Here is a 16,154-nt window from a genome sequence, read left to right as displayed (position 1 = left end):
TGAACCGCGCCGGGTTTGCCGGAGGCTGATTTGTCTTAGTTACGCGGCCATGTCTGATCTTTCCAGAGCCGCGTAGAAGTTTGCCTCGGCTTCTGCAGGCGGGATATTCCCGATGGGTTCCAGCAAGCGCCGGTTGTTGAACCAATCGACCCATTCCAAAGTGGCATATTCCACGGCATCGAAGCTGCGCCATGGCCCACGCCTGTGGATGACCTCGGCCTTGAACAGGCCATTGATCGTTTCCGCCAGAGCGTTGTCATAGGAGTCCCCAACGCTACCGACAGACGGGGCGATCTTCGCCTCTGCCAGCCGTTCGGTGTATTTGATCGACAGATATTGCGATCCGCGATCCGAGTGATGCACCAGTTGATCCTGGACCGGTCTGCGTTGATGAATGGCTTGCTCCAAAGCATCCAGAACGAAGCCTGCGGTCGCCGTGCGACTGACACGCCAGCCAACGATGCGGCGGGCAAAGACGTCGATGACGAAGGCGACGTAAATAAATCCCTGCCACGTCGCGACATAGGTGAAGTCGCTGACCCAGAGCACGTTTGGCGCGGGCGCATGGAACTGGCGGTTCACCTTGTCCAGCGGACATGGCAGCGCCTTGTCCGGGATCGTCGTCTTCGGCTTCTTGCCGCGCACAACACCTTCGATGCCAATGTCTTTCATCAGTCTGGCAACTGTACAGCGCGCTATGTCAAATCCTTCCCGTCGCATCTGGTGCCAGACTTTCCGCACGCCATAGACGCTCAGGTTTTCCTGAAAGACACGCGCGATTTCGGGCTTCAGGTCTCCGTCACGCTTGGCGCGATCGGAACAGCGCGAGGGATCGGCACGCTTGGCCAAATGATCATAGAAGGTGGCAGGGGCAATCGGCAGCACACGGCAGATTGGCTCGACCCCATATACAGCCCGGTGATCTTCTATGAACTGGATCATCGTTTCAGTGGGCGGTCGAGCTCCGCCTGGGCAAAATATGCGGAAGCCTTGCGAAGGATCTCATTGGCCTGCTTCAGTTCGCGAACTTCGCGCTCAAGCGCCTTCATCTTCTCGGCCTGCTCGGTCGCTAGGCCGCCGCGCTGGCCAGTATCAACCTCGACCTTCTTAACCCATTCGTTCAGCGTCTGCGGCGCGCAGCCGATCTTCGAGGAAATCGACACAATCGCCGCCCAACGGCTTTCATGCTGCCCGGCGCCATCCAATACCATCCGTACAGCGCGTTCGCGGACTTCTGGTGAATACTTGTTCGTTGTCTTTGTCATGATGCTCCATCCTACTCATGAGTTGGAGCCTCCGGCAAACCCGGCGCGGTTCATGACGTTCAACGGCAAGGGCTTTGATCAGCAACGGCAGACGCCCCTCAATACGAGTGTTAGCTTCTGGCAAAGAGACGTTGCGTGCCCGGAGATTGCGGCAGATCATCGAGTGGCGCGGAGCCGCAAGTCATGGCTGCATGATGGCGGGTGATGTACCTCCATTTTGGATGAACAAGAAAAATGGGGCATAGGTAGCCCGCCTCTTGAGACTCCCATTATTGAAGGGCAATAAGGCGGCCAGCCGTTTTCCAGAACAAAGTCGCAATAGATCTGGTGGTGCCAACTGACATCCGCAAGACCAACTTTGGGGCGCGCGACAACCAGTTTCGACCGCGCCGGGTTAGGATCGCGATGCCATGAGGCCGGCAAATATCAAAAGTGCGGTTGATCCGCCAAAACTATAAGCGATGAGCGCCGCGAACAGCCCATAGCCAAGGATCAGTACGGTCAGCGCAAGTGCCGCGGCGCAAAGGACAGCCCAGCCCAGGGCGGCAATCAGTCGAGTATCACTGTGAGGTATCATTGATGCGGACGAAGACTGCGAGGGCGTCATTAAGTTCATTTTTCTCTCTCATCGGGGAAGCGATTCTGTATGGGAATGCCGTCTTTCGCTTTGTTTGGCACAGGCCGAATGAACCACTCGAAAATGAGACGTTCATGTTGCGTTAACTAGACGAAAGTGTAATCCGGCCGGAGAAATCTTGGGACAAATCACACGCTGGGAAACTGCTAGTTGGGGGGGTCAGCGGGTGGCGGGCTGGGATCAGTCTTACGGCGCTATTTTCGGGTTAGTCCCCGAAGGCGCTGCATTTAGACTGATCGCCGCAAGGCCACGACAACCATCGCACCGCCCATACTCTCAGATCGCGTGATTTCGATTTTTCCCTGATAAGCAGCCACTAGATCGGAGGCGATCGCTAAGCCCAGCCCCGTACCCGGTTTCGATTCATCCAAACGTTGGCCGCTGACAAAAGGCCGGTCGCCAATGTCGTCCCCCATGCCGGGGCCATCATCCTCGACTTGAACCAGAATCCACTCATCCGATGGTGTCGCGCTTAGTCTAATTTGACTGGCAGACCATTTCAGTGCGTTATCAAGCAGGTTCCCAATGATTTCTTCAAAGTCGATTTGATTGATCTTCGCATGTAGGTCGGATGCGACATCGACGACCAACTCTCGTTCCTTGTTCCTCGCAAGGGCGGTAAAGGCCCGCCCCAGCCGAGCCAGACTGACATCCAGATTTGTTGAGGTCCCTTCCAACGAGTTTCCCTGTGATGCTTTCATCCGGGAAAACGAACGCTTGAGTTGGGCATCCAATCGGTCAAGAGCATTAATGCCCTTTTGTACTCTGACGCCCTCTTTTTCCAACTCAAACAACTCATTGCGCAACACCGCCGACGGCGTCTTTAGCGCATGGGCAAGATCTACTGTCTGCCGCCGGGATCGCGCCAGAATATCTCTGTTTCGTTCCAGCAAATCGTTGATATCAGCGACAAGTGGTTGCACCTCTTGCGGATAGTTGTCGACGGGCAGATCCTCTTTGTGATCTTTTCGCGCAATGACGTCTTTGCGTAACTGCGCCAAGGGCCGAAGCGTGAACAAGACCAATAGCAGTGCACCCGCCGTCGCCAGCAAGCCAACCAGCGCAAAGGATACAATCAGCCTTCGCCGTAGCTCCGCCTGATCAGCCTCTAAGGTTTCTGTCGACGATGCGACTGTGAGCAACCAAACCGTACCATCGTCGATCGCCGCCTGCCTTGAGATCGCCCGTAACCTTTGGTCTGCTGGGCCATCAATTTGTTGGAGGATCGTGTCGCCGTCAGGTATTTCGGGCAAGGACAATAGCGCATCCGCCAAGGAACGTGAAACAACAATACGCCCGTCGTCGCTGGTGGCCTGCCAGTAGTTGCCCGAAAATGAACGCTGGTAGACAGGATCGTTCAGCTGATCCTGCATGGCGTCAATGTCACCGCCCGTATTCGCAAGGGCGACAACCGCTTGCGTATACCTTGCGTCCAACTGTTCATCGAACCGCGATAGTGTCAGGCTTTCCAGGTAGTTCCCAACCGCATTGGTTCCCGCCAGAACAACGACAGTGGCCCATATGGCGCCGCCTGCAACAGCCCTTTGCCGTAGTGACCTCACGCGACGATTTGGATCGAATACCCGCGACCACGTTCTGTTTCAATCAGCCCGGTTCCCAGCTTCTTGCGCAGGCGCGTCACGAAAACCGCAATTGTGTTCGAATCCCGATCATCCCCATATTCGTAGATGTGCTCGGACAGCTCCGCACTTGTAATCGGACGATTTGCGTTGTGAAAAAGATAAGACAGCACAGCCGTTTCTGGTGCGGTGAGCGTGACAGGGATCCCATCAAGGCTAACGCGGCCACTTCTGGTATCAAAAGTAACGCCGTCTTTCCGGAACACAGGATTGCGCTGAGCCGAGTTTCGCCGCAGCAATGCACGTGAACGTGCGATCAATTCCGGGATGTGAAATGGCTTGGTCAGATAGTCATCTGCGCCAGCATCAAGCCCGTCAACGCGGTCGGCCCATCCGTCGCGTGCCGTCAGGATAAGAATGGGAATGTTGCTGCCTTCGTTACGCCAAGCTTTCAGAACACTGATGCCGTCTTGTTTTGGCAGCCCCAGATCCAAAACGATAAGGTCATAAGGTTCGGTTTCGCCAAGAAACTTGGCCTCTTCACCGTCACAAACCAGATCAACGGCGTGACCTTCCGTGGTCAGGGCGTGTTTGACCTGATCAGCAAGTTCAATATCATCTTCGGCAACCAGTATACGCATGGCGATCATCTAGCTTGTCAAGGTGGCGAAACTTGGGCCGAAAGCAGCCTTAGTTTCCGCGCCCACTATTGCCCCCGCCACGTCCAGAATTACCGCGGCCTCCAGAATTGCCAGAGTTCCCGTTGTTCCCGGCATTGCCAGAGTTGCCGTTGTTGCCAGAATTACCGTTATTACCGTTATTACCGTTATTGCCCGAGTTGCCGTTGTTCCCGGAATTACCGTTGTTACCAGAGTTGCCATTGTTGGACCGGGCTTCGGACGAGACCTCTTTACCGGTTTGGCTGTTGTGGGACACGCGCCGCCCGTCAGGTCCATTATACAGAAGTTCGACCACTGATCCGTCGTCGCGCTGTAATAGCAGGCGGTATGTCATTCTGCCGTCTGAAAGAAAGCCACGGACATCAATGACAGCCCCGCCAAAGTCAGACATGGCCTTTGATGATACAGCCTCGGACCCCAGAACTTGCTGTTCCAGAACCAACTGGCGCAACTGCCCCTGTGACAGTTCAACGATATCAGCAGCAGCGCTGACAGGCATCAATGCTGTAACAGATGCAAACAACATAGATTTCAAAACATGACGCATTTCAGGGTGATACTTTTCTAACGGCTTCGCTCATGACTAGGCAACACGTGTACGCTTTACCAAAAGCCTATCAATGTCATCAAGAACACTCTCAACGCTTGGAAAGCGAGATGAGCCCGAACTCATGGAAGGGCGCGCCTTTGTGGATCTGTTGCATTCATCATCACGAACGTTGTGATCGATGTGTTCCTTCAAGATGCTGATATTCGTCGCTGACATGAGATTACTTCCAGTTCGTTCTATTGGTCCCGCGATTCGGCAAAAACCCGCCGACACTCAAGCGAACATGCCATAGACGCAATGAACCGCTTCCGAATGAGCCATTAACGTTCTGTTAATCATTTTGGGCATTCAGATTGTGAAAGCTTTAATGATAATCTGCCCAACAAAGAATGGTCGCATACGTCACGAGGTACTTGGCGCGTTCAATACTTTGAGCATGCGATCAAGGCTTTTGCTGGCTATCCTTGTCATTCTTACAGACATTATCCCACTTGCCAGGATGAACCACATCCAACAGGCGGTTCAGAAGGCATTCATCAAGCCAGAAGTATTAACGGGGTCGAATCATCGGCAACAAGGACGAATGATATGACCTCCAAAGCTTCAGCAATTGCGAAAACCGCGTGCTTTGCGCTCGCCCTCACTTTTACCGCAGCCACAGTATTCACAACGTCAGCCGCACCTGCCTTCGCAGAGCGTGGTGGTAACGGCAACGGAAATGGCAACGGGAACAAGAACGGAAACGGGAATAGCGGCGACCGCGGCAACAGTCGCGCAAACAATGCTGAGCGCGGTTCTGCGGGAAACAACGGCCGCGGTCATCTTGCGCGCGAACTCCGCGGTTTGAATGCGGCACATGCCAACCCCAACGCGCTGGCCAATGCTTCGCCCAACAGCATGCCCGGCAAGCTTAGCGTCTTTAAGCAGGCGCAAGAGGAATTTGCTGATGTCGTTGCCGTCCAAGATGATGCATATGCTGAATATCAACGGCTGACAGAGCTAACCGAGGATGAGATCGCCGCCGAATTCCCAGAAGGTGGTTACGATGACGCAGTCACAACTGCTGCCCAAGAGTACACAGTCGCAAGAGAAAATGCAGTCCAAGCCCAGATCACTGCCGAAGAAAGCCTGTCTGAATTGACTGGCGGTCGGGAGTTATCCGATGGCACTTTGGCAGAGCTTTGGCGTTTGCTGGACTTGTAACTTCATTGCAGGGGACAGGAAGTGCGAACCTGTCCCCGAAACCGTGAATGACAACGTCCGGGTTCGCGAAAACCTCTGACAAGCAGCATACCTCCGTCCAATCTGGCATGGATCAAGCGATCTTAGGTGGCGCCGCCGTCACGCACGATCTGATCTCGGTTTGAAGCAGATATTGGGTCGCGGCGAATGTCGGCTTCTAAGAACAGCCAAAACCGGTCGTTGGCCCAGCCGCAGCAAAAGCCCAGAAAGTCCCGCAGATCGTCAGTTGGGCCATCGCCAGTTTTTCCGCCATAGCCAATGTCTGCTTTGCGGGCTGCAACTGCCGCATCGCGACGGCAGCTTGAGTGTTCGCAATGGGTCGGTTTGTCAGGGCACTTCAGTTTCTTCTGATCTCTTGTTGCGCTCTGCGGCCCAACGGTTAAGCCATGCCAACCCGGCGAGAGCCAACCCCAGGAACATCAAAGAGAATACGCGGATCAGGCCACCAAGCCCGCTGATATCAATCACGAAGACCTTGGCAACCGCCAGCCCGATCACGACAAGCCCTGCTTTGCGCAATGGCACGCTGGAGCGCGCGAGCGATTGGTAGAATAGACCAGCACCTACGACGAGCAGTGCCAATGTGTAGCTGTAGAGTTCTGGTTGACCAATCCCCGGCAGGCTCATCTCACTTGAACCACGCCAAAAGTGCCTTATCGTGAGGGTAAGCCAAAGGGCAGCGAGCCCAACTGAGACTGCCGCAAAACTGATCCTCAGGATACTTGGCAAGCCGCGAAGCCATTTATAGCCCAATGCGAGTATCACCGCTGGCAACAAATAGGCAGAGGTCAAAGTGTTGAACAAGCGCGGCCCCAAAACCGGATTGCCAAAGACGTCGAACACGGGGTTAAGCACCGAAACGACCAGCGCCAGTTGCAGCGCGCCAATTAACAAGAAGCCCGCCCCTAGTATCTTTCGTAATACCAACAACGCTCCGCCAATCTCAAGCCTGCGCAATTGCGTCAATCCAAGCGCTATCCAAATCGTAGCACCGATGCCGACGGACCAATGGCTTATTGTTGCAACTTCGCCGCTCCAATAAAGAATAGACCGATAAAGCAGCAGCGATAGCAAGATCGCCGTTGAAGAAAACACCGCACTTTCGAGCAAAACCTCGGATCGCGGCCGTTTGGCCGTTTTCACAAAGGCCCAGGAAACAGCAAATGCCAACGCGGCCCCGCCATGTGAAAGCAGCATTTCAAAGATGGGCGCATCAGCAGCCCATTCAAGGCCGGGATCAACAACCAGGCGATAGCCGATCGTCGCGATCCCCGCCAGAATATAGAGCCCCATAAGCGGCAAATTGAATTGTCGATCAAGCCATGCTGCGGCCACGACTGTGATCGCCAGTGCGGTCGTCAGCGCCGATGTCGTAAACACAATGACAACGCCAAACGCGATGCAAGCAAGTGCAGACAAAACGGCAAACGACATCCGCTGTCGTTCATCTGGCCCGTCCGCGCGCGCAAAACGTTCCGCCATCACGACCATCACGGCCCCGATTGCCATAGCATGAAGCGCCCAGGTGTAGGTGCCAAGCGGCGTGATCGGGCTCCAAAAGACTTCGATGACGATGGCCAATACTGGCGCGAATACTGCCGCACCAATCGCCACAAAGATTTGCGCCTGCCCGCCGCGCAGCGACCGCCATGCGGCCACAACTGACACGGTCACACCGATGAGAACCAATATGCTGGCCATCAAGGGCATCGCCGCTTCGGGTTCCATTGCTGCGCTTGCCTGCGCCCTCCAAAGCCGCGCTCCGCCGGCAACAACAACGATAAGCGCTGTCGCTGGCAACGCCGCTAGATCGGTCAAAGCGGACGCGTGACGCGCCCAGGTCAGCAAAGCCAATACCATTCCCGCCAACACGATCACCCCGATCCAGAACAGATCCGCGCGGGATGTATCAAACACGGTCAGCACGATCGCTATGCTTGCCGCCAGAATGGCACCACCAGCAAGTCGCGTGGGAAACTCGGGCCACGCGTCACCCTTGGCACGGGCAAATAGTGCCAAACTGAGTGGTGTACCGTCATGATTTGGCGTTAGCGTCCTCACGGGTATCGCGATTGCCGCCGCAACCAATAGAGCGCAGTACATGACAAAAAAGGGCTGAACCTGCCAACCGGCATCAAGCACGAGTAGCGCGCCAGCGCCAAAACCCATCACCAGGGAAATCACCGAAACCCATGCCCAACGGCGTAGCGTATCAATGGCAAGCCCAACGACAGCCACAATCGCAAAATAAGCCAATAGCCAACTGGGGTCGTCAGATGAACCGCCAACAATGAAGGGTGCCGCCATTGCGCCAATCACGCCAACACCTGCAAGCAGTGGTCCATAAAACCAACCCAACACGAGCGCAATTGCGCCAACAAGCGCCATGCCAACAAGCGCTATTTCCGGCCCGATAAATCCATACAGCAGGCGTGCGGCCAGCACGGCACCAAACAATGTAACGATCCCGGCACCGGAAAAGGTTGAGGGCAAGTAGGCGGTGCTACTGTTTTCATCGTCGCCGTAACGCCGGCGAATGTATTCTCCAGCGCCGACCAGGGCGGCTCCAAAGGCAAAGGCGGCAGCGATGCGTACAGACGGAGGCAATAGGCCTTGTTCCACGCCATAAAGCACAAGAAAAATGCCCGCGAGAGCGAGTGACACAGCGGAAACAGCGTAGAACCAATTCTGCATGATCCATGCGATCAGCAATCCAAAGTTGTTGCGTGTCATCACAATGGCTTTTGGGGGTCCTTCAACGGGGTCATCGGACTCCAGCTTCGGGGCTTTAGGCGCAACAGTCACGGGTTGCGGCGATGCTAAAGGCTTGGCAGGCAAGCTTTTTGGTTCAGCGCGCGCAGTAACCTTTTCTTCCACAACATCACTTGAACTGCTCTCTTCTAGTGCAGCGACGCGCCGTCGTAGTCCTGCGTTCGAGATCAATAGGTAGATCACTGCGACCGGGATCGCGAAGACCAGAAGGATGGCAAGGGCAAAAAGAGCTTCCAAGGTACTGTTCCCTATTGATGGCGCTACGAGGTGGTCTGATTGCAGACCTTGCACTATTACAAGGTCGACCATCGCAGCGATAACGTAAATGTAGCCACCAACAGACGGCTCGTTAGAAATAGTTCAGGGAAATGATCACGCCCTATAATTGAACTACGTTCATGATAGCTTCGGATTTGTTTCCCGTCAATGCTATTGAACGCCGTTCAGGTTAGCGAACCTATATCGGTATGGGCCGCCCGCAACGAATTTGGGCTGAACGCACCAACATGCTGCGGCGCAGTCGAGGCTGGCTGAGAGTACTCGTTACCCGGTGCTGCGCTTTGCACGAACGTCCAGCCTCACGGCTTCGGCCAAAGAATAGACCGACTCGCGTAATGTGCTACGCTCATTGGAAATCGAAGCGAAAAGGGAGGAATAACATGCTCGATACCACGGTTTCTGATCAAACTCAGGCGTTCTTGGACGCATTCGGTGAGGCGTTATCGAAAGGGGATATTGCCGCAGCCTGTGATATGTTCGACGACGAGTGCTATTGGCGCGACCTTGTCAGCTTTACTTGGAATATCAAGACTGTCGAAGGCAAGGATCAGATTGCGGATATGTTGTCCCATCAGCTGGCCACTACCAAGCCCGGTGGCTGGAGAATTGCTGAGGGTGAAGTTCCAACAGAAGATGGGGGCATTACGACCGCCTGGATTGAATTCGAAACAGTAGTGGCGCGCGGTTTCGGTTTATTGCGTCTCAAGGGTGATAAAATTTGGACCCTGCTGACAACGATGACAGAGCTGAAGGGTTACGAGGAACCGGCCGGCTACAATCGGCCAATGGGCGCAAAGCACGGGGCGGGAAAGAACAGGGCGACCTGGGCCGAAGAACGCGCCCGCGAAGAAGCTGAGCTTGGTTACGAAAAGCAACCCTATTGCGTCATCATCGGCGGCGGACAGGGTGGCATCGCAATGGGCGCTCGGCTACGCCAGCTTGGTGTGCCAACGATTATTGTCGAACGTAACGCGCGACCCGGCGACAGCTGGCGCAACCGCTACAAGTCGCTCTGCCTGCATGACCCGATCTGGTATGACCATCTTCCCTACATAAAATTCCCGGAAAACTGGCCGGTTTTTTCGCCGAAGGATAAAATAGGTGATTGGCTGGAGATGTACACCAAAGTGATGGAGCTGAACTATTGGACGCACACCACCGCAAAGTCTGCCAAGTTTGACACAGCATCCGGCGAATGGACCATTGTGGTCGATCGCGACGGCGAAGAGGTTGTGCTCAAACCCAAGCAGCTTGTCATGGCCACCGGCATGTCGGGCAAAAAGCGGATGCCGGACTTCCCCGGAATGGAGACGTTCAAAGGCGTTCAACAGCATTCCTCGGAACATGACGGACCTGATGCCTGGTCCGGCAAGAAGGTCGTTGTGGTGGGTTCGAACAACTCGGCCCATGACATCTGTGCCGCGCTGTGGGAACACGACGCGGACGTCACAATGGTGCAAAGGTCATCAACCCATATCGTGCGCTCAGAGACCTTGATGGAGGTGGGGCTTGGTGATCTGTACTCTGAAAGAGCCGTTGCGGCAGGCGTGACGACGGAAAAGGCGGACCTGATCTTCGCGTCGTTGCCGTATCGCATATTACACCAGTTCCAGATTCCTGCCTATGCGACCATGAAAGAGCAGGACAAAGAGTTCTACGACGGGCTGGAAAAAGCTGGCTTCTGGCTGGATTGGGGCGACGACGAAAGCGGGCTTTTCATGAAGTATCTGCGGCGCGGGTCGGGGTATTACATTGACGTCGGCGCAAGCCAGTTGATCATCGACGGAGATGTCAAACTGAAGCGCGGACAGGTCACAGCCTTGGATGAAACCGGGGTAATTCTGGATGATGGCACACATCTGGACGCTGATCTGGTGGTTTACGCAACCGGCTACAACTCAATGAACGGTTGGGTCGCTGATCTGATGGGGCAAGAGACGGCTGACCAGCTTGGCAAATGCTGGGGGCTTGGGTCTGACACAACAAAGGACCCCGGACCATGGGAAGGCGAGCAGCGGAATATGTGGAAACCGACCCAAGTTCCAAACCTTTGGATGCATGGCGGTAACCTGCACCAGTCGCGGCACTACTCGCAGTTTTTGTCCTTGCAGATCAAGGCGCGGATGGAGGGCCTTCCAACGCCTGTTTATGGGTTGCAGGAGGTCCACCACCTTTCCTGAGAGCTATCGCTGACAACAGCAGCGGACCTTCGCAATGTATTCACGAGGGTCCGTTTCGTCCCGCGATGTGTGACTTCGCCACTCAACTGGTTTTTGCGGCTGCGGCGAAAGTTCGTAACGGAGCACTCGGTTGGCCTGTCAATGGCAGGTTTGGGCCGGCTACTGCGGGTGGTAGCACCGTCGATGTATGGGGTCAGAACCCTAAGTGGTTTGGCGCTTTCCCGCAATTCTCTGCTCCGCGCAAGGCATCACGCGCTGGCGTTGGGGCAACTGTCGCCGTTTTAGTATTGCAGCGGTTGATTTTGCCTGCATGGTATCAGTCTAACAGCCGCCGCTGAAATATACTGTGACCGCGAAGGGACGTTTCTTGAGTTTCGACTACACTGACTTCACAAACCGCAACATCGGCTTTGTCACACCTGAGGAACAGGCGCGACTGCGCGACACCCAGGTTTTTGTCTGTGGCACCGGTGGCATGGGTGGTGCATGTGTGTTTGCCCTTGCACGGATGGGCGTGGGGCGGTTGATCCTCGCGGATATCGACGTCTTTGAAACGTCCAACATGAACAGGCAGGCCTTCGCTTTTCAGGAAACCATTGGCCACCATAAGGCCGAAGCGACCCGCGATATGTGTCTGCGCATCAACCCCGAAATGAAGATCACAGTCTATCACGACGATTGGCCCGATCATGTCGAACAAGCCGTGTCGTCCAGTGCGATTGTGGTCAACGGAACTGATGATCTTGGGGCATCCTTACTGCTTTATCGGACCGCCCGCGCTGCGGGACGGGCTGTCATTGACGCATATGCCTCGCCGCTGCCGTCCATCTATGTCACTCAAGCGGGTGATCCGATGCCAGAGGAACGCTTGGACTATCCCACGATTGGCACCGCTTGGGATAAACTGAGCCCAGACCAACGTGACGAGGCGTTTTTTAATGAGGCCCTCTATGTTGTCGTCAACTCATCCTCGCGCAAATACATTGATCTTGACCTCGCAGGAGAGGTGACCGCTGGTAAACGCAGCCGTATGTCTTTCGCACCAATGGTTTTATCGACGGGGATGCTGATGGCCTATGAGGTGGTGAACGGCATTCTGGGCAAGCCGCCCGGTGCCGACTATCGCGGTTGGTTCTTCAACCCGCATGCCGGACGGGTTGAACGACCCCGAAACGCAATGATTGCCGCGTGTCTGAAGCCGTTGGTCAGGCGCTTTCTTCAGCGTTTGATGACATGACTGGCCATACCGCAGCCTTGGCAGAACAAGAGACTAAAAGATGATCAAGGTCATCGAAAGAGACTTTGCTTCATTCTTTGATGTGCCCTTTCATGCATATGATGCGGGATCGCCCTATGTCTCGCCACTCAAATCAGATCTGAAGCGGTTTGTCACCTCCGGCACCAATCCACTTTTTCCAGATGATGCAGCGTTCAGCTATTACACGGCGTTCAAGGATGATCGCCCATTGGGCCGGATTGTCGTTCACGCCCACCACAAATCAAACCAACTTCACGGAAGCAACCGGGCCTCGTTTGGGTTCTTCGACTGTGCAGACGACCCGGACATCGCAGCGGCCCTACTGTCCAAAGCCGAACACTGGGCGCGGGAACGCGGCTTTGATGAACTGGTCGGCAATTTCAATCTCACAGCGATGCAGCAGATGGGGGTGCAGACGGACAACTTCGGCAAGCCCGGCTACACCGATATGGTCGTGAACCCGCCCCATATTCCCGAATTGCTCAAGCAAAACGGGTTTGAAGCTTTCTTTCCGGTGACGACCTTTGATCTGAATCTGGCGAATGCCGTCATACCTAGGGGCCAGCTGTCGGATGAGTTTCGCTTTGCGCCGATTGAGCGGCGCATGTTCAAGGCCCGCATGGAGGATGCGCGCATCGTGCTGAACGATGGTTTTGCGCAAAACCCCATGTTTGTGCCGCAGACGACGGAAGAATTCACCTTTCAGGCAGGTGAAATGATGTCGATTATGGATACGCGGTTAAGTTCGGTGGTCATGCAGCACGGTGACCCAGTCGGTGTGGTGATCTGCATCCCGGACCTGAACGGGTTTCTCAAAGCCACGCGGTCACGGTTCAGCTTAATGACACCCGTCCATTTCTTGCGATACCGATTGCGCCGCAAGCGTGCCGTCATCATTTTCTATTCGGTTGCCCAACGCTGTCACGGTCGCGGCTTGATGAGTGCGATATTGGCCCGCACACTGACCCAACTGCGCAGCGCCGGATATGAACGCCTTGGGGTGACATGGATCGCCGATGAAAACACCGCGTCGCTCCGCATGATGGATAAGATCGGGGCAAAACCGCTGCACCGTCTTCATCTGTTCCGCAAGGACCTAACATCATGACACCTGATCTTTTTCAACGATTGGTTGCAGAGGCACGTCTGGCCCCCAGCGTGCACAACGTTCAGCCCGCGCGGTGGAGGCTAAACGGCAATTCATTCGACCTGTTCGAAGACAAGACCGTCCGCTTGTCTGCCGGCGACCCGCGCGGGCATGACGCGGCAATCAGCATGGGGGCCGCGATCGAGGGAATGTCGCTGGCGGCACGAAAACGTGGATTGGCCCTGACAGAAACGGATGAAAAGGGCAATGGCCACGAAGATTTGCGCTTTGTTGCGCGCTTTACGGTCGCCGATGCAGGCAGTGCCGACCCGCTGGCAGATCATGTCGAGGCCCGCCAAAGCTGGCGCGGGCCTTTTGTGGCGCCCACCCCGCAAGATCGGGACGCCGTGCGCGCCTTGAACTCGGATGATTGTGCCGTGGTTGCTGACCACACAGATATCGTGGCCTTGGCGAAGGTCATCGATGATGCAAGTTTCGGCTTTATGGCACGTGCCGATTTTCGTGCGGAACTGTTGTCTTGGATGCGGCTAAGACGTGGGCATCCAAAATGGGCGCAGGACGGGCTGAATGCCGATGCGATGGGCCTCGGTGCTGTCGAAAGGACTGGCGCGTCTTTGGTGATGGGGCCGCTCTTTAAGCCACTGAACGCGATCAGGCTTGCCGCACCGCTTTTGGCCGAGGCTGCCAAAACCGAAAGCGCTGCCGCCATCCTGCTGTTCCATCGCCCCGAGGACGAAGTACCTTTGGTCAGCGGGCGTGCGTTCTACCGCGTGTGGCTGGAAATGGAAGCGGCAGGTTTCGGTGCTGCTGTTTTGGCCGCACTTGCGGATGATCCAAAGGCGGCATCGGTTGTGACACAGATGGCAAACATTTCACCCGACCGCCGTTTGGTTTCGGCATTTCGCATTGGCCGCAGGCCTGCGGGCGTGGCGTATGCCCGCGCGCGCCGTGCGGCTGACGACATTATCGTCTAAAGCTGCTTGAGAAAGGCGATCAAAGCCTCTTTTTCGGCGTCCTGAAGTTGGGTGCCAAACAGGTGACCCGCATTGCTGTAGCCGGGAAGACGGGTATCAAACAAAGCGGGTGTTGAGAACGGCGCGTATGTTGTCGGATAGCGCCCCCCGTCCAATGCAATCCCCAGTCGATCAAAATCCAGCATATGACCGCCAAGCTCAAACACCTTTGGCCGTGCCTCTGGCGTCAAAAGCGCCCAGATAGACGGCACCGACCCATTGTGCAGATAAGGGGCAGAGGCCCAGACACCGCCAAGTGGCGGGGCCGCATAAGCGCCGTCGCTGACGTTCACTGAAATACGCGTGTTGAACGGTGTCGTGCGAATGGCCGCAACAAGGCCGTCTGATAGCGCCTGCGCCCTGAGCGGATCAGTTCCAATCTCGCCAATCCAGTTCGGAAATGACGTCAGGCGCGGAGTGCCTTGTTCGATTGCATAGTTACCGTGGCAGGTACTGCATTCTGCCTCATAAATGGCGCGGCCTTCTAAAGCCATCGCTGCATTAACCTCGCCGGGAAAGGGTTGAGGTGCGTAGTTGTCACCCAGAAAGGCAAAAATGTCCTCAGCCGCCGGCAACAAATCAGGTGCTGCATCGGGATGGACGCCCATCGTTGGTACGGTGAAGAACGTTGTGATGGCCGCAAGCTCTGCCCGTTTTGTGGGCGTATCATCCGCTGCTGTAGTCGGCACCTGCTGAGGTAGATCAGGCACGGAATAGGCAGCATCAACCAGCAAACCGTTACGCCAGTGGCGGTAGCTCAGATCGGGAATAGAAACGATCCCGGCGTCGGCCGGTCCGCCGCCAGCCAAAGGGACGCCCAGCGCATATTTCAACGCGGCCACCCCGTTGGTCGCACCGGGCACGCCGTTGGGAAATGGCAATGGGCGGTCTTCTGTGATCTTGTTCAAACGATCACGCACCAGCGGCAAGACGAGCCAGCGCAGGGTTTGCCGTTCGCGCCAACCGGTTTCAGGGTAAAGTGCCGTTACTTGATCCATCAACATATCAGGCGTGCTTTCTTGCGCTTTGAGGGCGCGAAAGACGGCAAGTGTGTAGGCCTCAAGGTTGACCGAGGTATTGGGCATTCCGATCCAGGCCGTTTTAGGGTCAGGAATGCCGCGTGCGTCATAGGTCACACCGGCATGGCAGGCAGCGCACCCCAGATTTGCGATCTGAACGGGCGCACCCGCAATGGGTGAAATCGTGCCATGTGTGATGCCAAGCGGCAAAGCATTGGGCCGATCTGCGACACCTACCGGTAGGTTCGCCACCTGAGCATCGACAAGAAAACCATACCGCGCCAAAATGTCATTCACGGATGTTGCAGCGGCATCGCCTTCATTCAACACGAGCGCTGCGGTGACCAATTTCCAAGGAAGCGCGTGGCTTTCCAAAGCTGCCATACTGAGCCCGCCAAAGTCCTCGCCAACAAAAGCAGCGGCGCCGCGTGCTTCGCTGCTGTCTGCCGCCAGAACCGCAGGCGCGGCCTTGGAAGGCGCTTCATGACGCGCGCCGAACCAAAGCCCCGCAGCCAGGATTAGAAGGATCAACAAACCACGTAAAAGAATTCGCATAAGCCACTTTAGTCCC

13 protein-coding genes and 1 other annotated feature are annotated in these 16,154 nt (G+C 55.7%); of the genes, 5 read left to right on the top strand and 8 right to left on the bottom strand.

What is annotated here, in order from left to right:
• Positions 1–39: 39 nt before the first annotated feature.
• The 5 genes from MWU60_RS11640 to MWU60_RS11620 form a co-directional block, all read right to left on the bottom strand.
• A protein-coding gene (locus MWU60_RS11640) for an IS3 family transposase (protein WP_247227476.1) occupies positions 40–1,265 on the bottom strand; the annotation gives its coding sequence in 2 pieces (ribosomal slippage) (positions 40–977 and positions 977–1,265; 1,227 coding nt in all).
• Positions 868–984 (bottom strand) — a sequence feature (AL1L pseudoknot). (Overlaps the previous gene by 117 nt.)
• Positions 1,266–1,659: 394 nt before the next feature.
• Positions 1,660–1,842, bottom strand: a complete 183-nt coding sequence (locus tag MWU60_RS11635; protein WP_247227475.1) for a hypothetical protein — start codon at positions 1,840–1,842, stop codon at positions 1,660–1,662.
• Positions 1,843–2,129: 287 nt separating this feature from the next.
• Positions 2,130–3,464 (bottom strand): HAMP domain-containing sensor histidine kinase, encoded by a 1,335-nt coding sequence (locus MWU60_RS19595; RefSeq protein WP_247227474.1) that lies wholly within the window; start codon positions 3,462–3,464, stop codon positions 2,130–2,132.
• Positions 3,461–4,123, bottom strand: a complete 663-nt coding sequence (locus MWU60_RS11625; protein ID WP_247227473.1) for a response regulator transcription factor — start codon at positions 4,121–4,123, stop codon at positions 3,461–3,463. The genes MWU60_RS19595 and MWU60_RS11625 overlap by 4 nt, the downstream gene beginning before the upstream one ends.
• A gap of 49 nt (positions 4,124–4,172) precedes the next feature.
• Positions 4,173–4,661, bottom strand: coding sequence for a hypothetical protein (locus MWU60_RS11620; protein WP_247227471.1), 489 nt, complete (start codon positions 4,659–4,661; stop codon positions 4,173–4,175).
• 639 nt (positions 4,662–5,300) lie between these two features.
• On the opposite strand from MWU60_RS11620, the gene MWU60_RS11615 reads away from it, so the two are divergent.
• Positions 5,301–5,915 carry a hypothetical protein gene (locus MWU60_RS11615; protein WP_247227470.1) on the top strand — a complete coding sequence of 205 codons (615 nt, stop codon included), beginning with the start codon at positions 5,301–5,303 and terminating at the stop codon, positions 5,913–5,915.
• A gap of 196 nt (positions 5,916–6,111) precedes the next feature.
• Here MWU60_RS11615 and MWU60_RS19515 read toward each other — a convergent pair whose 3' ends face one another.
• Together MWU60_RS19515 and MWU60_RS11610 are read right to left on the bottom strand one after the other, a co-directional pair.
• Complete coding sequence (locus MWU60_RS19515; protein ID WP_281493268.1) at positions 6,112–6,243, bottom strand: hypothetical protein; 132 nt, start codon at positions 6,241–6,243, stop codon at positions 6,112–6,114.
• A 38-nt stretch (positions 6,244–6,281) separates the two neighbouring features.
• Positions 6,282–8,963, bottom strand: a complete 2,682-nt coding sequence (locus MWU60_RS11610; protein WP_247227469.1) for a DUF2339 domain-containing protein — start codon at positions 8,961–8,963, stop codon at positions 6,282–6,284.
• Positions 8,964–9,385: 422 nt separating this feature from the next.
• Between MWU60_RS11610 and MWU60_RS11605 the strand changes: the two genes are divergently transcribed.
• From MWU60_RS11605 to MWU60_RS11590, 4 genes are all read left to right on the top strand, one after another.
• Positions 9,386–11,185, top strand: a complete 1,800-nt coding sequence (locus MWU60_RS11605) for an NAD(P)/FAD-dependent oxidoreductase (RefSeq protein ID WP_247227468.1) — start codon at positions 9,386–9,388, stop codon at positions 11,183–11,185.
• Between the two features lie 367 nt (positions 11,186–11,552).
• Positions 11,553–12,422, top strand: a complete 870-nt coding sequence (locus tag MWU60_RS11600; protein ID WP_247227467.1) for a ThiF family adenylyltransferase — start codon at positions 11,553–11,555, stop codon at positions 12,420–12,422.
• 40 nt (positions 12,423–12,462) lie between these two features.
• A complete protein-coding gene (locus tag MWU60_RS11595) occupies positions 12,463–13,551 on the top strand; it encodes a GNAT family N-acetyltransferase (RefSeq protein WP_247227466.1) in 1,089 nt (362 codons plus the stop codon).
• A complete protein-coding gene (locus tag MWU60_RS11590; protein WP_247227465.1) occupies positions 13,548–14,525 on the top strand; it encodes a hypothetical protein in 978 nt (325 codons plus the stop codon). The genes MWU60_RS11595 and MWU60_RS11590 overlap by 4 nt, the downstream gene beginning before the upstream one ends.
• On the opposite strand, the gene MWU60_RS11585 is transcribed toward MWU60_RS11590, so the two are convergent.
• The gene (locus MWU60_RS11585) at positions 14,522–16,138 is read right to left on the bottom strand and encodes a hypothetical protein (protein ID WP_247227464.1); all 1,617 of its coding nucleotides are present in this window, start codon (positions 16,136–16,138) and stop codon (positions 14,522–14,524) included. The genes MWU60_RS11590 and MWU60_RS11585 overlap by 4 nt on opposite strands.
• Positions 16,139–16,154: the final 16 nt, after the last annotated feature.

It is taken from the genome of Yoonia sp. F2084L (assembly GCF_023015625.1).
GTDB lineage: Bacteria > Pseudomonadota > Alphaproteobacteria > Rhodobacterales > Rhodobacteraceae > Yoonia.
This window is presented reverse-complemented; position numbering and strand designations above follow the sequence as displayed.